The organism is Flavobacterium sp., assembly GCF_039595935.1.
Lineage (GTDB): Bacteria > Bacteroidota > Bacteroidia > Flavobacteriales > Flavobacteriaceae > Flavobacterium.
In genome coordinates this window covers 1,402,032-1,422,967 of sequence record NZ_JBCNKR010000004.1, presented here as the reverse complement: position 1 = coordinate 1,422,967, position 20,936 = coordinate 1,402,032, and the positions used below count along the sequence as shown (strand labels likewise).

Annotated in this window: 20 protein-coding genes and 1 pseudogene; 6 read left to right on the top strand and 15 right to left on the bottom strand. The window is 33.7% G+C overall.

What is annotated here, in order from left to right; translation table 11 throughout:
* Positions 1-23: 23 nt before the first annotated feature.
* From trpD to ABDW27_RS06095, 13 genes and pseudogenes are all read right to left on the bottom strand, one after another.
* A complete protein-coding gene (trpD, locus tag ABDW27_RS06155) occupies positions 24-1,016 on the bottom strand; it encodes an anthranilate phosphoribosyltransferase (protein ID WP_343695073.1) in 993 nt (330 codons plus the stop codon).
* A 152-nt stretch (positions 1,017-1,168) separates the two neighbouring features.
* On the bottom strand, positions 1,169-1,735 hold the full coding sequence (locus ABDW27_RS06150; protein ID WP_343695072.1) for an aminodeoxychorismate/anthranilate synthase component II: 567 nt from the start codon (positions 1,733-1,735) through the stop codon (positions 1,169-1,171).
* 101 nt (positions 1,736-1,836) lie between these two features.
* Positions 1,837-2,286 carry a hypothetical protein gene (locus ABDW27_RS06145; protein ID WP_343695071.1) on the bottom strand — a complete coding sequence of 150 codons (450 nt, stop codon included), beginning with the start codon at positions 2,284-2,286 and terminating at the stop codon, positions 1,837-1,839.
* A 67-nt stretch (positions 2,287-2,353) separates the two neighbouring features.
* Positions 2,354-3,754 carry an anthranilate synthase component I family protein gene (locus ABDW27_RS06140; RefSeq protein ID WP_343695070.1) on the bottom strand — a complete coding sequence of 467 codons (1,401 nt, stop codon included), beginning with the start codon at positions 3,752-3,754 and terminating at the stop codon, positions 2,354-2,356.
* Between the two features lie 300 nt (positions 3,755-4,054).
* Positions 4,055-5,332 (bottom strand): hypothetical protein, encoded by a 1,278-nt coding sequence (locus ABDW27_RS06135; protein WP_343695069.1) that lies wholly within the window; start codon positions 5,330-5,332, stop codon positions 4,055-4,057.
* A 202-nt stretch (positions 5,333-5,534) separates the two neighbouring features.
* Positions 5,535-6,101: a YceI family protein gene (locus tag ABDW27_RS06130; protein ID WP_343695068.1), complete on the bottom strand. Its 567-nt coding sequence runs from the start codon at positions 6,099-6,101 to the stop codon at positions 5,535-5,537.
* 27 nt (positions 6,102-6,128) lie between these two features.
* Entirely contained in the window at positions 6,129-6,761 is a 633-nt protein-coding gene (locus tag ABDW27_RS06125) for an NAD(P)H-dependent oxidoreductase (protein WP_343695067.1), read from the bottom strand.
* Positions 6,762-6,771: 10 nt separating this feature from the next.
* Positions 6,772-7,227: a MarR family transcriptional regulator gene (locus ABDW27_RS06120; protein WP_343695066.1), complete on the bottom strand. Its 456-nt coding sequence runs from the start codon at positions 7,225-7,227 to the stop codon at positions 6,772-6,774.
* 293 nt (positions 7,228-7,520) lie between these two features.
* Positions 7,521-9,146, bottom strand: coding sequence for a glycerol-3-phosphate dehydrogenase/oxidase (locus ABDW27_RS06115; RefSeq protein WP_343695065.1), 1,626 nt, complete (start codon positions 9,144-9,146; stop codon positions 7,521-7,523).
* A gap of 183 nt (positions 9,147-9,329) precedes the next feature.
* Positions 9,330-9,848 (bottom strand): GNAT family N-acetyltransferase, encoded by a 519-nt coding sequence (locus ABDW27_RS06110; protein WP_343695064.1) that lies wholly within the window; start codon positions 9,846-9,848, stop codon positions 9,330-9,332.
* A 3-nt stretch (positions 9,849-9,851) separates the two neighbouring features.
* Positions 9,852-10,331, bottom strand: a complete 480-nt coding sequence (locus ABDW27_RS06105) for a DUF6691 family protein (protein ID WP_343695063.1) — start codon at positions 10,329-10,331, stop codon at positions 9,852-9,854.
* Positions 10,332-10,341: 10 nt separating this feature from the next.
* Positions 10,342-10,911, bottom strand: a complete 570-nt coding sequence (locus tag ABDW27_RS06100; RefSeq protein WP_343695062.1) for a YeeE/YedE thiosulfate transporter family protein — start codon at positions 10,909-10,911, stop codon at positions 10,342-10,344.
* A gap of 172 nt (positions 10,912-11,083) precedes the next feature.
* Positions 11,084-12,503, bottom strand: a pseudogene (locus tag ABDW27_RS06095) (MBL fold metallo-hydrolase).
* Positions 12,504-12,705: 202 nt separating this feature from the next.
* Between ABDW27_RS06095 and ABDW27_RS06090 the strand changes: the two are divergent.
* The 6 genes from ABDW27_RS06090 (at position 12,706) to ABDW27_RS06065 (ending at position 18,923) form a co-directional block, all read left to right on the top strand.
* Positions 12,706-13,296 carry an HD domain-containing protein gene (locus tag ABDW27_RS06090; RefSeq protein ID WP_343695061.1) on the top strand — a complete coding sequence of 197 codons (591 nt, stop codon included), beginning with the start codon at positions 12,706-12,708 and terminating at the stop codon, positions 13,294-13,296.
* Between the two features lie 288 nt (positions 13,297-13,584).
* Positions 13,585-14,931: a cytochrome ubiquinol oxidase subunit I gene (locus tag ABDW27_RS06085; RefSeq protein ID WP_343695277.1), complete on the top strand. Its 1,347-nt coding sequence runs from the start codon at positions 13,585-13,587 to the stop codon at positions 14,929-14,931.
* 2 nt (positions 14,932-14,933) lie between these two features.
* Positions 14,934-16,010: a cytochrome d ubiquinol oxidase subunit II gene (gene cydB, locus ABDW27_RS06080; protein ID WP_343695060.1), complete on the top strand. Its 1,077-nt coding sequence runs from the start codon at positions 14,934-14,936 to the stop codon at positions 16,008-16,010.
* Positions 16,011-16,059: 49 nt separating this feature from the next.
* On the top strand, positions 16,060-17,835 hold the full coding sequence (locus ABDW27_RS06075) for an ATP-binding protein (RefSeq protein ID WP_343695059.1): 1,776 nt from the start codon (positions 16,060-16,062) through the stop codon (positions 17,833-17,835).
* A 201-nt stretch (positions 17,836-18,036) separates the two neighbouring features.
* The gene (locus ABDW27_RS06070) at positions 18,037-18,486 is read left to right on the top strand and encodes a type II toxin-antitoxin system antitoxin SocA domain-containing protein (RefSeq protein WP_343695058.1); all 450 of its coding nucleotides are present in this window, start codon (positions 18,037-18,039) and stop codon (positions 18,484-18,486) included.
* Positions 18,486-18,923 (top strand): hypothetical protein, encoded by a 438-nt coding sequence (locus tag ABDW27_RS06065; RefSeq protein ID WP_343695057.1) that lies wholly within the window; start codon positions 18,486-18,488, stop codon positions 18,921-18,923. Before ABDW27_RS06070 ends, ABDW27_RS06065 begins: the two co-directional genes overlap by 1 nt.
* Before the next feature lie 270 nt (positions 18,924-19,193).
* On the opposite strand, the gene ABDW27_RS06060 is transcribed toward ABDW27_RS06065, so the two are convergent.
* Together ABDW27_RS06060 and ABDW27_RS06055 are read right to left on the bottom strand one after the other, a co-directional pair.
* On the bottom strand, positions 19,194-19,979 hold the full coding sequence (locus ABDW27_RS06060; RefSeq protein WP_343695056.1) for a sulfite exporter TauE/SafE family protein: 786 nt from the start codon (positions 19,977-19,979) through the stop codon (positions 19,194-19,196).
* Positions 19,980-20,166: 187 nt separating this feature from the next.
* Positions 20,167-20,808, bottom strand: a complete 642-nt coding sequence (locus tag ABDW27_RS06055) for a Crp/Fnr family transcriptional regulator (protein ID WP_343695055.1) — start codon at positions 20,806-20,808, stop codon at positions 20,167-20,169.
* Positions 20,809-20,936: the final 128 nt, after the last annotated feature.

Sequence of the window (20,936 nt, the reverse complement as noted above, 5' to 3'; positions counted from 1 at the left end):
ATTCGTGAAATTTGTGTTTGTTTTTATTTGCTTAGTTCTTGTAATGTTTTAAGTGCCTGAAGTCCTTTTCCAGACACTAAACTTTCTTTTGCTAATTCAAAACCTTCTTTTGGAGAGCATTTTGTAACTGTTGCAATTGCCATTGCAGCATTAGCGCAGACTACATTATTCTGTGCTTCGTTTCCTTTTCCTGAAATGATATTGGTGAAAATCTCTGCCGATTCTTCGATAGTTTTTCCACCTTCAATTTCGGTTTGAGATAAAAGTTTAACACCAAAATCTTCTGGTTTTAACATTCCTTCCATGTGTGATGTAATCGTTTTGGTTGGGCCAGTTAAAGAGATTTCGTCATATCCGTCAAGCGAATGTAAAATCGTGAAATTGATATCGGTATTTTGATATAAATAGGCGTACATTCTCGCCAATTCTAGATTGAAAACTCCAACTAACTGGTTTTGAGGAAATGATGGATTTACCATTGGGCCCAGCATATTAAAGAAAGTTTTTACTGCCAATTCTTTTCTAATTGGCCCAACATTTTTCATTGCAGGGTGAAATAGGGGAGCATGCAAAACACAAATTCCGGCTTTGTCAATACATTTTTCTAAAAACGATGGATCGTTGCTGAATTTAATTCCCATTTTTTCCATTACGTTGCTCGACCCTGAAATCGATGAAACACCGTAGTTTCCGTGTTTAGCAACTTTAATTCCAGCTCCTGCCGATACAAAAGAGGCTAATGTTGAAATGTTGAAAGTGTCTTTTCCGTCACCGCCTGTTCCGCATAAATCAATGGTATTATAGGCAGATAAATCAATACGAATGCATAATTCTAATAAAGCTTCGCGAAAGCCCGAAAGTTCATCAATTGTTATGCTTCGCATCATATATACAGTCAAAAATGCAGAAATCTGACTCGGATTATATTGACCGCTTGAAATGTTAATCAATACTTGTTTCGCTTCTTCTTTAGAAAGCACTTCGTGATTGATTAATTTGTTTAATATATTTTTCATTTTTTTTAAGTCTTAAAGTCGAAAGTCGAAGGTCTTAAAGTCTTCACTTTTGACGTTTTTTAGAATTGATTAATTTTTTAGTTTTAATGTGAAAGGTTAAGTTCTTAATATTTGACTTTATGACTTTCGACTTTAAAACTTTTGACTTACATCTAACTCTTAATCCAATTCTCTAAAATCCTTTTTCCTTTTGGCGTAAGCACACTTTCAGGATGAAATTGCACGCCTCTAACATCATAATTTTTGTGACGCAGCGACATAATTTGTCCGTTTTCATCAATTGAAGTTGCTTCTAAAACTTCAGGTAAATTGCTGTCTACAACCCATGAATGGTATCTTCCAACTTCGAATTCACTGCCCAAACCTTCAAATAAAATTTCATCTGAAACTACTGTTTTTACGTTGGTAGCAACTCCGTGATACACTTTATCAAGGTTTGAAAGCGTTCCTCCAAAAACTTCTCCAATTGCCTGCTGTCCTAAACAAACACCAAGGATACTTTTTGTTGGACTGTATTTTTCGATTACGGCTTTTAATAAACCCGCTTCATCAGGAATTCCCGGACCTGGTGAAAGTAAAATTTTATCGAAAGATGCGATTTCGTCAATTTCGAATTCGTCGTTTCTGTAAACGGTTACTTCGCAGTTTAAATCTTCCAGATAGTGCACTAAATTATAAGTGAAACTATCGTAATTGTCTATAACTAAAATCTTTTTCATTTTTTCTAAGGTTCTAAGTTGCTGAGATTCTATGTCGCTAAGGTTTTAAACTGTAACTGATCCCGATAGCTATCGGGAGAGACTGGCAACTAATTTTTTATTTATTTTTCTCGAACGTACTTTTCAGTAATAATGCGATCGATTCCTAATTTTTCTACTTTTTCTACTCCTTTTTGAGTTAGTGTATCGTTTTTGATCTTTACAACAAATTCAAATTTTCCATTTTCCCACTGACGGTTGTTGAAATACTCTAAATTTTCGGTATAAATACTATCTTTTAAAGTATATTTTCCGCCTCCTCCAAAAAACACTGCATTTGTTGAATCTTTACCATTATTTAAGTCGTGATTAAAAAAAGCAAAATGCGTATCGTTTATAATTTTAATCATTTTTGTTTTTGAATTGAAAGTCGAAAACGTCGAATCTTTTTCTGTCGTTTCTGCAGATATAAGACGCCAGGTTCCAGTTAGCGGAATTGCTGCTGATTCTTTTTTCGTTTCGCAAGCAGTAAATAATAAAATTGTAATTACAAATGGAATGATGTTTTTCATATTCTTTTTTGGGTTTATTGTTTTTTGGGTTTGTTTCTAAACTGCGACTAAAAACTGTGACTGATTACTATATATTTTCTGCCATTTCTAAGGCTGTATTCAACGCTCTTAATTTATTATAAACTTCCTGCATTTCACTTTCTTCATCAGAACTTGCTACGATTCCCGCGCCAGCCTGATAATGCAGCTGATGATTTTTAGAAAGAAAAGTTCGTATCATAATAGCGTGATTAAAGTTTCCGTTAAAATCCATAAAACCAATCGCGCCTCCGTAGAAATTACGATTTGTTTTTTCGTAATCTTCAATCAACTGCATGGCTCTGTGTTTTGGAGCGCCGCTTAAAGTTCCGGCTGGAAAAGTATCAGCCACAACCTGCATTGTAGTAGCTTTATCATGTAAATGTCCGGTAACTTTTGAAACCAAGTGAATTACGTGAGAGAAAAACTGAACTTCTCTGTATTTTTCCACATTTACATCGTGACCATTTCGGCTTAAATCATTTCTTGCTAAATCGACAAGCATTACGTGTTCACTGTTTTCTTTTTTATCTTCTGAAAGTTCTTTGGCTAAAAGTGCATCACGTTCGTCATTTCCGGTTCTTTTAAAAGTTCCGGCGATTGGGTGAATTTCGGCTTTTCTGTTTTTTACGATAATTTGTGCTTCGGGCGAAGACCCAAAAATTTTGAAATCTCCGTAATCAAAAAAGAATAGGTAAGGAGAAGGGTTAATGCTTCTTAAGGCTCTGTAAACATTAAATTCGTCCCCTTTAAAACCTTGCGTAAAACGACGTGATAAAACTAGTTGAAAAACGTCTCCACGGAAACAGTGTTTTTTAGCTAAAGCCACATTATGTTTGAATTCGTCATCGGTTAAGTTTGAAAAACCTTCGCCTTCTTTAGAGAATTTATAAGAAGCAATATTTCTTGACTGTAACAATTGTTCGATTTCAGAAATATTATTTTTACCATCAACACTATGGCAAAAAATATAGGCTTCATTTTTAAAATGGTTAATCGCAATGATGTTTTGATAAACGGCGTAAAAAACATCCGGAATTGAAGTCGCATTGTCTTTTTTAGCTATCGAAACTTTCTCAAAATAACGAACAGCGTCGTAAGAAATGTATCCGAATAATCCGTTATTGATGAATTTAAAATCGTTTTTTTCTGATTGAAATTTGCTTGAAAATTCCTGAATAACTTCTGGAATGTTTGTTGAAGCATCGATTTTAATTTGTTCCGAAGTTCCGTCAGGAAAAGTTTTAGAAATGGTTTCGTTTTCGATTTTTATCGTAGCAATCGGGTTGCAGCATATGTACGAAAAGCTGTTGTCATTTCCGTGATAATCACTACTTTCCAAAAGCAGACTGTTTGGAAATTTATCTCTTATTTTAAAATAAATACTAACCGGCGTAATGGTGTCTGCCAGAATTTGTTTGTAATGTGTGTTGAGTATAAAAGGTTTCAAAGTATGTTGTTTTTTAGTTTTAATATTTGTTTTTGCTAAAGTTTCTGCCAAAAAAAAAGGCTTGTCGTGATGACAAGCCTTTTATATTTATAGTTTTGAAAATACCATAGGAAGCTTCGTTCACGACGTTTGACGTAAATTCTTCCACCACCAAGTATTGTTCATTATTGTTCTCATTTCTTTATTTTGATATGACAAAGATATAAATGTAATTTGAATTAGAATACATAAAATCTCAAAAAAAACTTTTCGAATTTTTAAAATTTGTTAAATTTTAGATTCTCGGCTTTCTATAAAAGCTTAATTTCCAATCGCTATTGTATTGTTTACGTTAGCTCTAAAATCTGGATTTCCTTTGATATTTGGCAATGTAAACAACTCACTGTTCTTCCATTTTGAGTATTCTATATTCGAATTTGGATTGTAATAATTTTGTATTGTGGCATCAGAACTAGACGATTCACTTGTAATTCCACCATTGCAATTGTTTACAATTATGTTTTTGAAACTCATTTTTGACAAGTTTTCATTTCCTTCTCCAATATTACTTTCTAATAAAACAAAAGGAGAAAAACCAGAAACAATGCTATTGCTTAAACTAAAATAAGTATTTTCTCTAATATGAACTGATTCTCTAACCAGCCCTTGATTGTTTTCTTCTAAATTAACCAAAGTAATGTTGCTCGCATTAATTCTAGTCATTTTTTTGCTCATATCCGTATTTTGAACTTTATCGTATGAATCGACTTCAAAACATCTTGATCCTGAAATATCTGATGAAAACGGATGACGAATGGCAATGCTGTTATTGATGTTGATTTGTGCTCCCTGTGTAAAATCAAAATCATCATCTGTAGTTCGATATGAGATTAAATTATTCATGTTTAATTCTCCTCCGTAACATTCAAAAGAATCATCGTTTGAAAAACTGATTTGAATATTACTTAAAATTGTTTTTCGGCCAATTCCGGCAAGAGAAAGTCCGTTAAGTTCTTTTTCAGCGCTTAATTTTCTACCTGCGAATTCTATTCTAACATATTTTAAAATTCCGGAATTGTCTTCAGCATCCTGACCTCCGTAGTGATTTAGCAACGGATCAAGATTAAAAGGAAGTGTATGTAAACCTCCCATATAATTGATTGGCGCTTTTCCTAAAATAATTATTCCGCCCCAGTCACCAGGCCTTCTATCGGCAATTTCTTTATTAGAAGTAAACACTATCGGGTCTGTTTCCAGACCTTCGGCTACAATTTTCGATCCATTTGCAATTACAAGCGTACCGCAGGTTTTATCATCGCCTCGAATTACTGTTCCCGGTTCAATAGTTAAGGTTGCATTGTTGGTAACATATACAACTCCAACTAATTGATATACATTACGTTTTACTAATCGGGTATCTTTATCAATGTTTCCTGCAATTATGTTGGTAGCTTCGCCGTATTCTTGTTTGGCAGGGTTAAAATTAGTCCAATTGTTCATCCAGTTATTGGTGCCAATAATTCCTTTGGTTTGCTGTTGAGCTTGTATGAAAAGAGTGTTTAAAAGAAGAATAACAACAATTCGTAATTTTGTTTTCATAACTATAATTTTAATTTCTAGTTTTTGATTTTTTAATTTGCTCAAAATTAGATGCCGTATGTTAATCAATACCAGAATGGCTGTTATGAAAGCGTTATTAGAATATTAACAACGTTATGTTTTTGAAAAGAAATAAAAAAGAAAAACCCCAATAGAATCAACTATTGGGGTTTTTCTTATGTGTGAATTAGTAAGCCTGAAATTAGAATTTTAAAGCTACAGCTAATTCAAATTCGTCATTGATAGTTTTGTCTCCTAAACCTTCGAAGAAACTACCAGAACCATATTTAATGTCATATTTAGTTCTGTCTACTTTGAAAGCAGTTGTTGCAGTGTTTCCAGCTACAGTAATATCAAAAGTTACAGGTTTAGTGATTCCTTTGATAGTTAAATCAGCAGTTACAGTATAAACGTCAGCAGATTTAGCACCAATTTTTTTGAAAACTAATTTTGAAGTTGGGAATTTTTCAGTTCCGAAGAAATCGTCAGCTTTTAAGTGACCGTTTAATTTACCTTGGTATTCTCCAGTTAAATCTGTAGAAGTTAATGAAGTCATATCAACTGTAAAGCTTCCTCCAACTAATTTTTTTCCTTTGAAAACTACTGCACCTTCTTTGAAGTTTACAGTTCCAGAGTGCTCTCCAGTTACTTTTTTACCTACCCATTTGATAGTAGAAGCTTTTACGTCGATTTTTTTAGTTTGAGCGTTTACTGAAATACCAGCTGCTGCTACGAATAATGCAATTGCAATTGTTTTTAAATTTTTCATGTTGTTAAAATTGAATTTGATTAATAATTATATAGTGATAAATAATTCCTCTTGAGATTTTCTAACTTTTTTGAAGTGCTGAGCATCATCCTCATCATGTCTGTAACCTACAGCAGCGATAACTGTAGCATTTAAACCAAGTTTATCAAAACCTAGGATTTTATTGAATTCTGCTGCATTGAAACCTTCCATTGGAGTAGCATCGATTTTTAATTCAGAAGCTGCTGCTAATAATGTTCCTAAAGCAATGTAAGTTTGTTTTGCTGTCCAGATATTTTTAGCGTCTTGTGATAAGTTAGAAATCACGCCATTCATCATATCTGCAAATCCGCCTAATGCATCAACAGGAATACCTCTTGTTTCGCTGATATTTTTAATGTAAGCCGCTACAGATTCTTCTCCTGCATTTAAGTCATTTGCGAAAACAAATATTTGTGAAGCATCTGTAAGTTGTGTCTGTCCGTAAGCAGCAGCTTTTAATTGCTCTCTAATTTCTGGATTTTCTACAACAATAACTTTATAAGGTTGTAATCCGTATGATGAAGCAGCTAATCTAACAGCTTCTTTAATAGTATTTAAATCTGCAGAAGATACTTTTTTAGATGCATCGTATTTTTTAGTTGCGTATCTCCAATTTAGATTTTCTAATAATGTACTCATAATATTAATTTTATTGGGTTCGGTATTTTTCTAATAAACTGTTTAATAATTCTAATTCTTCAGGGCTTATATTTTCGGCAAATATGCGCTCATGCTCATCTACCTTTGGGTCTAATTCTTTTAAAACATCAAGTCCTTTTTGCGTAATTAAAACTTCAATTTTTCGGCGGTTGCCCGGACATACATTTCTTGTCACGAAATCTTTCAGTAATAATTTATCTACCAATCGGGTTGTGTTGCTTGTTTTAGCTAACATGCGCTCTTGTATAACGCACATATTCGCTGGTTTGCCCTTTTGTCCTCTTAATATACGCAGTACATTATATTGTTCTCCGGATAAATCATACGGTTTGATTAACTCGTTGAAATGATCCTGAATCACATTTTGTGTGTACATAATATTCAGAATAACTTTTTTCGCATTATCCATCTTAACTGTACTCTTAATTACCTCTTCAATTGTCATAGTCGTAAGTGTATAATTTGTATATACAAATGTAGAAGTTTTAATAGTTGTATATACAAATGTTGTGTTAATTTTTTGTTAATTCAAAAAATGCGTGTAAGAATCTGACTTTCCAAATCTTATTTAGGAATATAAATATAGTATATTTTTTGTGTTTAAGTTTTTAGTAATTAGATATTTAATTAAAATGTAAACTCGTGAGGCCAATTTGAATGCTCCACTTTTTTAAAGGATTTTTATCAGATGAATTTTAGGAATAAGAAATAGGAGAGATAACCAAAATCAAGAATTTTTCAACTGTTTTCGGGAATAGAATCTTTTAAAAATCTGTTTTTTGAATCATTTCTAAACTCAGAAAGAAGAAAACCTTTTGAAATTTCATTAAAATCTGAAATTTCTTTAGCGATCCAGTTTTCATCACGACCCAATTCTTTCGCCATTAATCGGGCTGTTTTTTCAGCCGACTGAATTGCGGCTCTGGCATCTAAAAAGAGCAAACGAACACGTCTAGCCAAAACATCATCAACGGTTCTGGCCATTTCATAACGTACAGCCCAAATCACTTCGGCGAGAGTAAACTCATGATCCGGATGAAGTTTTTCTTTTAATGCTGGGTCGTCATTTTGTAATTGTACTATTTTTGGAATATCTGTACCATATATATATAGGTAGTTTTCCCGATCAATAGCAGTCGTGATTTTATTTCCGTGAATAGGTAAATGCTGTGTAACACAAGATTTTTTATGCAGTTTACCTTTTAGTATGGCTTTGTCTATTATTTCTTCTGCCATTTTTCGATATGTTGTCCATTTTCCTCCGGTAATCGTAATTAAACCAGTTTCTGAAACAATAATTTTATGACTTCTGGAAACTTCTTTAGTACTTTTTCCTTCTTCTTTTGGTGCAGCCAACGGACGTAAACCGGCAAAAACCGAAAGTACATCAGCTCTTGTTGGTTTTTTTGCTAAAAAGCGCTGGGCTGTTTCCAATACAAATTGAATTTCACTTTCTAGTGCAATAGGTTCGAGACTTTGTTTTTTTATTAAAGTGTCAGTTGTTCCCACAACAACGCGATTGTGCCACGGAACGGCAAATAAAACTCTTCCGTCTTTCGTTTTCGGAATCATTAAAGCATGTTCGCCCGGCAGGAAAGATTTATCAAAAACCAAATGAATTCCCTGACTTGGAACGATATATTTTTTATAAACAGTATCGTTCAATTTCATTATTGCATTGGTAAAAACTCCAGTTGCATTTATGATAACTGAACCTTTTAAATCGTAAGTAATTCCTGTTTCCTGATCTGTTGCTTGTACACCAATTATTTGATTTTTATCATCTTTTAATAGATTGACAACTTTAATATAATTTAAAACGCAAGCTCCATTTTCTACAGCAGTCTGTGCAAGATTAACAGCCAGACGAGAATCATCAAATTGGCCGTCGTGATAAATTACGCCATTTACCAATCCGTTTTCTTGTACGTTCGGAAGCATTTCAATAGTTTTTGTTTTTGAAATGTATTTCGAACTCCCTAAACTCAAACATCCCGACAATAAATCATAGATTTTTAGTCCGATAGTATAAAAATAACCGCTCCACCAATTGTAATTCGGAATAACAAACGATTGGTTTTTGACCAAATGACCTGCATTTTGAGCCATCAATCCTCTTTCTTTTAGAGCTTCTCTAACCAAATGTATGTCGCCCTGTTCTAAATAACGTACGCCGCCATGAACCAGTTTAGTGCTTCGGCTGGAAGTTCCTTTTGCAAAATCAACAGCTTCCAGTAAAATGGTTTTATAACCTCGGCTCGCAGCATCAATAGCAGTTCCAAGTCCGCTTGCTCCGCCGCCAATAATTATTACGTCCCAATTTTCTGTATTTTGTAATCTGGATAACTGTTCTGAACGATTCATCTGTATGTGGCTTTTAAGGGACTTGTTTGTTTTAAACAAACTTAACAAAATGAAATTAAAAATTGATGAAGAACTTAACTTTGTCAAAGTTTTAAACTTTGACAAAGTTTGTCCAGTTAAAATAATAAACCCGACAGGTTTTCAAAACCTGTCGGGTTTAATTGTAATTTTGAGATTAGATATTTAGATCAATCTTTTTTCAAATGCTTTTCTGGCTGCGCCTCTGAAATAAACTTCGCCGCAATAGGTATATTTTAATCTTTCTAAAATTTTAAGCATAGGAATATTGTCGAAGTTCGTGTCAACTTTTATGCTGAAAACATTATTTTCGATAGCTAAACCTTCAATACTTTCAAATAATTTTGTAGCAATACCTTTTCCTTTTGCCAATTTTGAAACTGCCACGCGATGTACAACAGTATAGTCGCCGTTGCTCAGCCATTTGCCTTCAATATTTTCGTAAGCAGGCTCTTTGTCGAAAATAATGGCAGCATAACACAAAATCGACTCGTTTTCTGTAAATACATATCCATAGCCGTTTTCTATATCATTTTTAATAGAAAGTTCATTTGGGTATCCGTCTTGCCATTGTGTACTTCCGTCTAATCGTCTTTGTTCAATAGCATCTTGCAGGATATTCCAAATTTGAGGTATTTCAGAAAGATTTGCTTTTCTTAATGATAATTTTTCTGTTGAATTCATTTTTTAATGTGGCAATTTATCTTTAATTAATCCATAAAACCAGGTTCCGGCAATAGCGCTCAATAAAGTAACCACGATAACTGTTGCTCCAGTTCCGATTTGAGCAAAAAGAGGTCCCGGACAAGCTCCTGTAATTGCCCATCCAAAACCAAACATTAATCCGCCATAAATTTGTCCTTTGCTGAAAGTTTTTGGCTGAATTTCGATTTTTTCGCCCTGCAGAGTTTTAATATTGAATTTTTTAATGATGAAAACCGATAAAACACCAACTGCGACAGCGCTTCCGATTACGCCATACATATGAAATGACTGCAGATGGAACATTTCCTGAATGCGGAACCAGCTGATAATTTCGGCTTTTACGAATACAATTCCGAAAAAGATTCCAACGATTAAATATTTAAGATTTACGAATGCATTTTCTTTTTTATGGCTTGCGTTAATTCCTTCGCTGTCTGTATTTTTATTTTCTAAATTGCTCATTTTTCAAATTTTAAAGTGAAAGAATATAAGGTAAAATCAAAAGTGACATTACAAAACCGCCAATCATAAAACAGATTGTAGCTACTAATGAAGGCCATTGTAAATTTGATAATCCCATAATGGCATGTCCGCTCGTGCATCCACCAGCGTAACGTGTTCCGAAACCAACTAAAAATCCGCCCACAATCATCATAATAAATCCGCGAAGAGTTAATAAACTTTCCCAGGAAAATAACTGAGACGGAACTAAACCTGTATGATCCGTGATTCCGTAACCTGCTAATTGATCAGAAAGTTCAGGAGCAATTTCAACAGCATTTGGATTTGAAAGCAAATAAGCTGCAATAGCTCCGCCAAAGAAAATTCCCAAAACAAAGAATAAATTCCAGCTTTCTTTTTTCCAGTCGTATTTAAAAAACGAAATATTTGCGGGAATACAAGCCGCACAAATATGACGAAGCGAAGAACTAATCCCAAAAGATTTATTTCCGATAATTAATAAAATAGGAACAGTCAACCCAATCAAAGGGCCTGCAATGTACCAAGGCCAAGGTTCACGAATAATTTCTAGTAAACTCATATATAATTTAAAAATTAAGTGTTTTTTCCACCATATAAGTTATATAAGAAATTATAAGTTGGAGTTTCTTATATAACTTAGAAAAGCTAAGGAATATAAGAAGCAGGCTTAAAAACGCCCTAAACTAAAATGAACTTATATCACTTATATGGTTAAACTTTATGTTCAATGTTTATGCTTTTAAAACCTTACTCTGACAAACGAAATCTGATTTTGGAATTTCAGTTTTTGTGATGGCTCCAAAACCACCGTCAATTTCGCTAAAATTTCTGAAACCACGAGCTTGTAAAATCGAAGCTGCGATCATACTGCGGTAACCGCCGGCACAATGCAGAAAAAAATGTTCATTCGGGTTAATATCTTTTACCCAGTCATTAATATAAGCAAGAGGTTTGCTGTAAGCATCTTCAATATGTTCAGCTTCGTATTCGGTTTCTTTACGAACATCGATAACTTTATCTTCTTTGATGTTGAACTTAGAAGCAAATTGTTCTGCCGAAATTCGGTTTACGGTATCAATTTCAAAACCAGCTTTTTCCCAAGCTTCAAAACCGCCTTCAAGATGACCAATAATGGTATCAAAACCAACACGGCTTAAACGCGTAACAGTTTCTTCTTCAAGACCCAATTCTGTCACTAATATAATAGGTTGTTTTACATTTCCAATCAAAGTTCCAACCCACGGCGCAAAATCACCATTGATCCCAATATTAATAGATTGTGGAATAAATCCTTTGGCAAAATCACCACTTTTTCGTGTATCTAAAATTAAAGCTCCGGTTTCTTCGGCAACAGCCTCAAATTCTTCGGCTTTAATTTCTTTCATTCCGTTATGCAAAACGGTTTCAAAGCTTTCGTAGCCCTTTTTATTCATGGCAACGTTCATGCTGAAATAGGCTGGAGGAGGCAGTAAACCATCGGTAACTTCTTTAATAAATTCAGCTTCGGTCATATTAGCGCGTAACGCATAATTGGTCGCTTTTTGATTTCCGATAGTCGAAACGGTTTCTTTACTCATGTTTTTTCCGCAGGCACTTCCGGCACCGTGCGCCGGATAAACAATTACGTCATCGGCTAAAGTCATAATTTTATCTCTTAAGGAATGAAATAAAATTCCGGCTAATTGATCCTGAGTCATTCCGGCAGCTTTTTGAGCCAAATCAGGACGTCCGACATCGCCAATAAATAAAGTGTCTCCAGAGAAAATAGCATGATCTTTTCCGTCTTTGTCAATCAATAAATAAGTGGTGCTTTCCATTGTATGACCCGGAGTATGTAAAGCTTTTATCGTTACATCTCCAATTTTGAATTCCTGTCCGTCTTTTGCAGAAATGCAGTCAAATTCGCAGGCAGCATTTGGCCCGTAAACAATTGGAGCTTGCGTTTCTTTGCTTAAATCGATATGTCCTGAAACAAAATCGGCGTGAAAATGCGTTTCAAAAATGTATTTCAGTTTAACGTTATCACGTTCTAAACGATCTAAATACGGCTGAATTTCTCTTAACGGGTCAATAATTGCTCGCTTCTCCGTTAGAAGTTATATAGTATGCACCTTGTGCGAGGCATCCGGTGTAAATTTGTTCTATTTTCATGGTATAATTTGAAAAATAATGGGAATACAAAGATAACTCTGTTTTCTTTTAAAATAGGTGACTTATGTTACAGAAATTTGATTTCTGTGTAAAAAAAATATTGATTACGTCATATGTGTTATATAAATGGATTTTAAGTTGAGCAATTACGCTTTAAGCTTTAATTTTGCAAATGACGAATGTCATATTAAACTAAATAAAAATGAACACAGAAGATTTATTAAATCAAATTGCTTTCATAAAAGAAATTGATAAAGTAAAATATATTCAGCGCAAGACAAAATTATTCAACAGCGACAGATGTGAAAATGATGCAGAACACAGCTGGCATCTCGCTTTGATGGCAATTGTTTTGGCAGAACATTCAAATGAACCGATTGATGTTTTGAAAGTCGTAAAAATGGTCTTGATTCATGATATTGTCGAAATCGATGCTGGAGATGTTTTTATGTACGATACAGTAAAAAATCATGATAATACAGATGAAGAACGATTGGCGGCAAATAGAATTTTTGGTTTGCTGCCTAAAAAACAAGCCGAAGATTTTATTGCTATTTGGGAAGAATTTGAAGCTGGAGAAACCAACGAAGCCAAATTTGCAAGATCTATGGACAGATTAGAACCTTTATTACAAAATACTTCGAACAACGGCGGAACATGGAAAGAGTTTGATGTAAAATATGATAAGGTTTACGAGAAAAAAAGCGTAATTAAAAATGGTTCAGCCTCTTTATGGAATTACGCTGAAGGTTTGATTAATGAAAGTGTCGAAAAAGGAATTTTGAAGAAATAGGTTTTTAAAGACATAGAAATAGAGATTTTATGTACAATATTGTCATTCTGAGGAACGAAGAATCTTCGCAAGTAACTCCGCAATCAAAAGCGTCAATCTTTGTCGAGCCACTTACGAAGATTCTTCGTTCCTCAGAATGACAAACTTTCTTTATAAAAAGACAAGTGTCATTTTTACTTTTAAATTGTTGAAAAGTTTAACAAATATCAGGCGATAAACTTTTTTTAAAGGACGTTATTTCGGGTTGTAATGGTTAAATTTGTAGAACTTCATAAACAAATTACCATTATGGAAGAAATGCTCTTTTATGATCGAATGCAATTCGCTTTCACGATTACTTTTCATTATCTTTTTCCACAGCTTACAATGGGTCTTTCGCTCATTATTGTTTACTTCAAGTGGAAATATCTAAAAACTAAAAACGAACAATACAATCACGCTACCCATTTCTGGATGAAAATCTTCGCTCTCAATTTTGCAATGGGCGTTGTAACCGGAATTCCGATGGAATTTCAGTTTGGAACTAATTGGGCAAAATTCTCCGAGTTAACAGGCGGAATCATTGGACAAACGCTTGCAATGGAAGGAATGTTTTCGTTTTTTCTTGAATCGTCGTTTTTAGGTTTGTTTTTGTTTGGAGAAAAACTTCTCGGACATAAATGGCATTTTGTAACCGGATTATTAATTATGATTGGTTCCTGGGCCAGCGGATTTTTAATCATTGCCACACATTCCTGGATGCAGAATCCGGTGGGTTATGAAATCCTTGAAAACGGAAAATTTGTTCTGAATAATTTTCAGGCTTTATTTCTAAATCCTTGGCTTTGGCCTTCTTATCTGCACAACCAGGCTGCATCACTTGTAACAAGTTCTTTTGTTGTGGCCGGAATTGGAGCTTTTTATATTTTGAGTAAAAAGAATGTTTCTTTTGGGAAATTGTTCTTGAAAACAGGAGTTGTTTTCGGATTGATTTCGAGTATTGTTGTTGCAGTTCCTACTGGAGATTTACTGGCAAAAAATGTTGTGAAATACCAACCCGTAACTTTCGCCGGAATGGAAGGAATTTTTCATACCGAAAAAAGAGGTTCTGAAATTGTTTTAATTGGTCAGCCCGATGTAAAAGACAAAAAACTCGATAATAAAATTGCAGTTCCAAATATTTTAAGTTTTCTGACTTACGGAAACTGGGATCAGGAAATTAAAGGTTTAGATCAGTTTGAAGAAGATTTGCATCCAACCAATATTTCGGGATTGTATTATGCGTATCATATTATGGTGGGTCTCGGAACTGTTTTTATCGGTTTAATGGTTCTTTCGCTTTTTCAATTAATAAGAGGGAAATTATTTCAAACCAAATGGATTTTATGGTCGCTTATGTTCATGATGCCATTTCCGTACATTGCTAATACAACAGGCTGGTATACGGCAGAATTAGGAAGACAGCCATGGCTGGTTTATAATTTACTGCGAACCGCATCCGGTGCATCGCCTACAGTTTCATCCGGAAATACCTTGTTTACATTACTTGGTTTTATTGGTTTATACCTTTTACTAGGAATGTTGTTTTTACTTTTGATTGGAAAAATTATCAATAAAGGGCCTCATCATGTGGAACTTTCAACAGAAAAAATATAAGTATGGAGTTTTTTTGGTACGTAGTTTTAATGGGAATTCTGGCCGTTTATCTGGTTTTAGACGGTTATGATTTTGGTGCAGGAATTATTCATTTGTTTTTTGCCGATACAGAAAGAGATAAAAAAGTAATTACAAACTCAATTGGTCCGTTTTGGGATGCCAATGAGGTTTGGCTTATTGCCGCCGGCGGTGTTTTGTTTTTTGCTTTTCCAACTTTATATGCGTCATCTTTCAGCGGATTTTATCTACCGTTGATTATGATTTTATGGCTTTTGATTTTCCGTGCAATCGGATTGGAAATGCGCGGACAGATTCATAATCACATGTGGGAAACGATTTGGGATAAAGCTTTCGGAATTGCGAGTTTACTTTTGGCACTTTTCTTCGGAATTGCTTTAGGAAATATTGTTCGCGGCGTAAATCTCGGAATGGTTCAAAACGGCGTTTCGACACAAGAAGCACATTATTTCTTTCTGCCTTTGTGGAATCCAACTTTTAGTCCGCAGGCAAATGAATTGGGAATTATTGACTGGTTTACACTTTTTCTGGGAATTGTAAGTGTTGTTGCATTAACAATTCACGGCGCGAACTGGATTATTTATAAAACGAATTCATCTTTAAACCCAAAACTTAAAAATGTGGTTTTTGTGCTGAATATTGTTTTGCTGGTTTTAGTTTGTATTTCGTTGCAGGTTTGGCATTTTATCGAACCAAAACCATTTCATAATTTCGTTGAAAATCCAATTCTTTGGTTTTTCCCGCTTTTAACTTTTGTTGGAATTTTGGGATTGTTTAAAGTTCGTTCGTTTCAAAAAGACGGTTACGGATTCATGTTTTCGACTTTCTTTTTAGTGGGCGGATTCGCTTCAACCGCCGTTTCGATTTTCCCGAATGTTCTGCCTTCAACCAATAAAGTAAATCCATCATTAACGATTTACAACACAGCCGCTCACGAATACGGATTGAATGCGGGATTAAGCTGGTTTTTTGTGGCTTTGTTTCTGGTAATTATTTATTTTATTATTCAATATCGTGTTTTTAGTGGAAAAATGGATGATGTTGGGTATGGGGAGCATTGATGTTTTAGTTATGAAAAATATTATTTATTTGTAAAACGATATACCAAATATGATAAAAATTATAATAAAAAAAAAATACAAATCAATAGATGTTTGTGAATTTGAACTTCCTGATTTTTCAGTTTTAACAGGCTTAAATGGTAGTGGTAAAACCCATTTATTGGAAGCTATTTCTAATAATGAATTTAGCGAAGTATATATTGATGGAAATAAAGTTTTAAATATAAGATATATTCCATTTAATGGTTTAAATTCCCAAATTCAAGAGGAATGTAATCCTTCTAATATAATAAGTTGGATAAAAGGTTTTTACGATCAGTTTAAGAGTGCAGTTATTAGAACAAAGAGTGCTAATGCGGCATTAAATCAGGCTAATTTGATGATTTATTCAGGTGATCCTAGCTTTAACAAAATTGCTATAAAAGTTATTCCAAAAATTGGAAAAAAAATTGAAGAGATAACCGAAGAAGATGTTTTTAATAATTTCGATGTATCGATTATGGCTGAAAATGATTTTTTTACAGCTCAGTTTGCTTTAATTTTTAAAAATTATCATAGATTATTTGAAGAAAATAATGTGAATAAATATTATTTGTCGCAAGACCTCCCTACTACATCTGAAATTTTATCTGAAGAGGAATTTATAAAAAAAAATGGAGTTCCTCCATGGGATTTTGTAAATACTATACTTGATGAAATAAATGTTCCATACACTGTAAATTCTCCTTTAGGTAGCAGAGCAGATTTAAACTTTAATTTTAGGCTTATTGATAGACAAAATGGAACAGAAATTTCTTCTCAAGATTTGTCCACTGGGGAAAAAGTTTTGATGTCTTTGGCGTTAGCTATTTATAACTCTAATGGAGTTGATAATAAACCTGATTTTTTATTAATAGACGAACCTGATGCTGCTTTGCATCCATCAATGTCTCGAAAAATGGTTCAAATATTGAATAATAATATTGTTGATATTAGTGGTATACCTGCTGTTATAACAACTCATTCACCAACTACAGTAATTTCATCAGAAGGTATTTCAATATATCAGATAGAACGAGGTAACCCTGTGCCTCATAAGATATCAGTGCAGAAAGCAATCGAACTATTATCTAGTGATATTCCTTTTTTAAAAATATCTAATGATAAAAGAAGACAAGTTTTTGTTGAAAGTAAATATGATGTAGTTTATTATGAGTTTCTCACAAACATTCTTTTACGAACAGATAAAATAAATTCAGATCCTATTTATTTAGCGGCAAGAACTTCAGAAGGGTCAAATTGTACAGATGTAATTGCTGTAGTTAATAATTTGTACGAAAATGGGAATGAATTAATTTATGGAATTATAGATTGGGACACAGCTAATGAAAGTAGAGATAGAATAATTGTTTTAGGAGAAAATGAACGATATTCGATTGAGAATTATCTTTTAGACCCATTGATGATGGGACTGCTTTTTATTAGAGAAACAAAAAAACAAATTACCGACTTTGGAATAGATAGGATTTCTAAGTATTCTGAAATTGGAAGTTTGAAAGAAGAAGAAGCACAAATGATTATAGATAAAGTTTTAAACGATTTAGGTTTGAATTCTGATAATAAACAAGATTATGATTTGCATAATGATTGGAAATTAAAGGTTTCTTTTGAATTTAATCTTTTCCAAGGGCATGCTCTTGAAAGTTTGTATAAAGAGAAATATCCCTTTTTAAGAAGTTACAATAGAGAAGATATGCTCAAAAAAGACGTTATTCAAAAAATTATAAATGATTTTCCAGATTTTACTCCAAAATCAATTTTCGATACAATAAAAAAAATTATTTGAGTGATTAAATTCTGCGTTAGGGATAGGAGCGGTATCCTTTTTCTTGCTTCTTTAGTAAGAAAAAGATATAGTGGATATCCCGGCCGGAGACAACGCTCAAATATTAGACATTAAATTTTCTTAATATAATTTTTACAAATAGTGTATTTGATTTCCTTTTTATTAGTTTTGTTAGAAGAGAAATAATTAAAATTTTAGAAAATGTATAATTGTTTTGACATAGCGAAGTATTTTATTGAGCTGGCAAAAGAAGAGGGTATGGGACTTGACCCAATGAAGTTGCTAAAGCTTACTTATATTTCAGATGGATGGCATTTAGGAATCACCGGAAAGCCGCTTTTTGAGAATGAAATCCAGGCATGGAAATATGGAGCGGTTATTCCGGATTTGTATTACGCCATACGAATGTTTGGTAAAGATCCTGTTGATCCATTTTTACTGAATTTATCTGCAAAAACTCCACTGAAAGAGGAAGACAAAGAATTCCTGAAAAAAATCTGGGACAATTATAAAGGTTTATCGGGCTTGCAGCTTTCGGCATTGACGCATGAAGAGGGAAGTCCGTGGTCGCAGACTTGGGACGGAACGCAGGATGCTGTTATCGGAAATGATTTAATTAGAGAATATTATAAGGAAAAACTAAATAGTTAATGGAAAAAACTTTAGCAGAAAAATTACCGCAAAGCGCTTTAGGAAACGATATTATTAATGTTCCGAAAGATGTAACTAAAGAAGCTGAAAAAGAAGATCATTTAATGAGACCTTATGATCCGAAAAGTCATTCGGAATATATCGAACTGAAAAGATTTGAAATCGAACAGGCAAATGAAAGTCTGGAAAGAAAGCTAAGACAAGAAAATGCCAAAAAAGCTTTTATTTTTTCCTCAAGATGGGCGATTTTTATTGCGCTTGTTATTTTACTGCACGGAGCTGGCGCATCGTATAAATTCTTTATTCTTTCACAAACAGAATTTTTGTTTGTTGTTGGAACTTTAACAACTTCAATTTTTACTTTTTATACTTTGGTTTTAAGGTATTTATTTTACAGAAAACCAAATGCTAAAACTACTGAAAAGAAAACAATCTAAATAGTTTCATCTTTGTCAAAGTTTTAAACAAAGATTGAAAGGAACTTTAGTTTTAAACAAAAATAACCACAATCAGTGTAATTTCGACGAAGGAGAAATCTGCGCAAGAAGCTACGCAACGAGAGTTCAATCTTTGTAGAGTTTCTTGCGCAGATTTCTCCTTCGTCGAAATGACAAAAATGCGAAAACTAGCTTTAAACTGGAGCTTTTATAAAATTATTTAAAGAAAAAAATCTGCTTATCTGCAAAATCTGCGAGAAGAAATAACTTCTAAAACAAAACCTCTTTAGCAATGATATAAAATCCCATTACGAGAACAAACCAGCCAAAAAGAGGTTTTAATTTTGCACCGTCAATTTTTTTAGAAAGCTGGCTTCCGATAAGCATTCCTAAAAGTGCCATTCCTGAAACGCCTAATAAAAAAGTATAATCGATTGGAGTTCCAATATATAAATCACCTCCAAAACCTATTGAGGAATTAATTGTAATAATCAATAATGAAGTGCCAACAGCTTGTTTCATGGGTAATTTGGCAAAAAACAAAAGTGCAGGAATGATCAAAAATCCGCCGCCCGCGCCGAGAAATCCCGTTACGATTCCCACTAAAAAACCAATAAAGCTTAATTGAGGATAATTGGTTTCGGTACTTTTCATTTCAGGAAGGTTTTTTCTAATCATCGAAATTGCTGCGGTTATCATTAATACCGAAAAAACAATCATTATCAGGAAATCTTTTGAAACGGTGTAAGAGGCAATAGAAAAAAGTGTCGCAGCAATTTGAGGAAATATAACTTCTCGAATTATCAAAATCGAAATCACAGACGGAATCGCAAAATATAAAGCCGATTTTAGTTTTAAATTTCCCATTTTATAATGGCTGTAACTTCCGAATAAAGCGGTTAATCCAACAATAAATAAAGAATAAGAAGTAGCCTGATCAGGATTTACTTTAAAAAGATAAACCAAGATGGGAATAGTCAGAATAGAGCCGCCGCCGCCAATTAAGCCCAGCGAAATCCCGATTATTATCGAAGCAAAATACCCTAAATATTCCATTGCATTTATTTTTATGCAAAGTTGCTTCGGAAATTAGAAACTCACAGTAACATTTATCACAGAAAGAATTATTAAACACAAATTTCACTAATTAACACGAAGTCATATGTCATATTGAGCGAAGTCGAAATGCTTTGCGGGTTCTCGACTTCGCTCGAACTGACATTTTTCAATAATCAAATCTGTGTTAATTAGTGAAATTTGTGTTTAATAATTCAATTTGGTTTCGGTTGAGTTTGACCAAACCTCGTTGTTCCATTTTTTTTAGTAATCTGGAAACAACTTCTCTGGAGGTATTTAATTCGGTGGCGATTTCTTGGTGAGAAAGTTTGACTTCAGAGCATCCGCAGGCATCAGAATGTCTTTTTAAATAAAACTCCAAACGTTCGTCCATAGAACGAAAAGCGATATTATCGACCACTTCCAGAACTTCTTCAAAACGGCTTCTATACGTTTCAATAACAAATTCATACCAGGAACGATGTTCCATCATCCATTTGTCCATCATTTGCAGCGGAATCATCATTACTGAAACATCTTCGACTACTTTTGCCATAATCTGGCTCTTTTCGCTTTTTGCGGTACAAATCATAGAAATAGCGCAGGCTTGTCCGGGCTGGAGATAATACATTAAAAATTCGCCGCCATCTTCGCCTTCGCGATAAATTTTGATTTTTCCTTTGGTAATCAAAACCGTGTTTTTGATATATTGTCCGGTTCGCATTAAAATAGTTCCGGCTTCAAAATCCTGATGGCTTCCGTTTTCTTCAATTGTAGCAATGAGTTCGCTGGAGAAATTAGGAAAGATATTTTTTAATGAATTTTGCATTTTAGTGTATTTTTTTGCCGCGAATCTCACGAATTCATCATGAAAATTTCTGCAATTCGTGACGAAATATTTTATCAAAAAGAGATTAAAAACTATAATTTTTTACAAAGATACTAGATTCAACTATC

Coding starts and splice junctions, on each gene's coding strand:
- ABDW27_RS06110 (WP_343695064.1), bottom strand. CDS start 9,848: ATGAATTCAACAGAAAAATTATCATTAAGAAAAGCAAATCTTTCTGAA.
- ABDW27_RS06055 (WP_343695055.1), bottom strand. CDS start 20,808: ATGCAAAATTCATTAAAAAATATCTTTCCTAATTTCTCCAGCGAACTC.
- ABDW27_RS06130 (WP_343695068.1), bottom strand. CDS start 6,101: ATGAAAAATTTAAAAACAATTGCAATTGCATTATTCGTAGCAGCAGCT.
- ABDW27_RS06120 (WP_343695066.1), bottom strand. CDS start 7,227: ATGACAATTGAAGAGGTAATTAAGAGTACAGTTAAGATGGATAATGCG.
- ABDW27_RS06065 (WP_343695057.1), top strand. CDS start 18,486: ATGGAAAAAACTTTAGCAGAAAAATTACCGCAAAGCGCTTTAGGAAAC.
- trpD (WP_343695073.1), bottom strand. CDS start 1,016: ATGAAAAATATATTAAACAAATTAATCAATCACGAAGTGCTTTCTAAA.
- cydB (WP_343695060.1), top strand. CDS start 14,934: ATGGAGTTTTTTTGGTACGTAGTTTTAATGGGAATTCTGGCCGTTTAT.
- ABDW27_RS06125 (WP_343695067.1), bottom strand. CDS start 6,761: ATGAGTACATTATTAGAAAATCTAAATTGGAGATACGCAACTAAAAAA.
- ABDW27_RS06075 (WP_343695059.1), top strand. CDS start 16,060: ATGATAAAAATTATAATAAAAAAAAAATACAAATCAATAGATGTTTGT.
- ABDW27_RS06115 (WP_343695065.1), bottom strand. CDS start 9,146: ATGAATCGTTCAGAACAGTTATCCAGATTACAAAATACAGAAAATTGG.
- ABDW27_RS06145 (WP_343695071.1), bottom strand. CDS start 2,286: ATGAAAAACATCATTCCATTTGTAATTACAATTTTATTATTTACTGCT.
- ABDW27_RS06070 (WP_343695058.1), top strand. CDS start 18,037: ATGTATAATTGTTTTGACATAGCGAAGTATTTTATTGAGCTGGCAAAA.
- ABDW27_RS06135 (WP_343695069.1), bottom strand. CDS start 5,332: ATGAAAACAAAATTACGAATTGTTGTTATTCTTCTTTTAAACACTCTT.
- ABDW27_RS06085 (WP_343695277.1), top strand. CDS start 13,585: ATGGAAGAAATGCTCTTTTATGATCGAATGCAATTCGCTTTCACGATT.
- ABDW27_RS06100 (WP_343695062.1), bottom strand. CDS start 10,911: ATGAGTTTACTAGAAATTATTCGTGAACCTTGGCCTTGGTACATTGCA.
- ABDW27_RS06060 (WP_343695056.1), bottom strand. CDS start 19,979: ATGGAATATTTAGGGTATTTTGCTTCGATAATAATCGGGATTTCGCTG.
- ABDW27_RS06150 (WP_343695072.1), bottom strand. CDS start 1,735: ATGAAAAAGATTTTAGTTATAGACAATTACGATAGTTTCACTTATAAT.
- ABDW27_RS06090 (WP_343695061.1), top strand. CDS start 12,706: ATGAACACAGAAGATTTATTAAATCAAATTGCTTTCATAAAAGAAATT.
- ABDW27_RS06105 (WP_343695063.1), bottom strand. CDS start 10,331: ATGAGCAATTTAGAAAATAAAAATACAGACAGCGAAGGAATTAACGCA.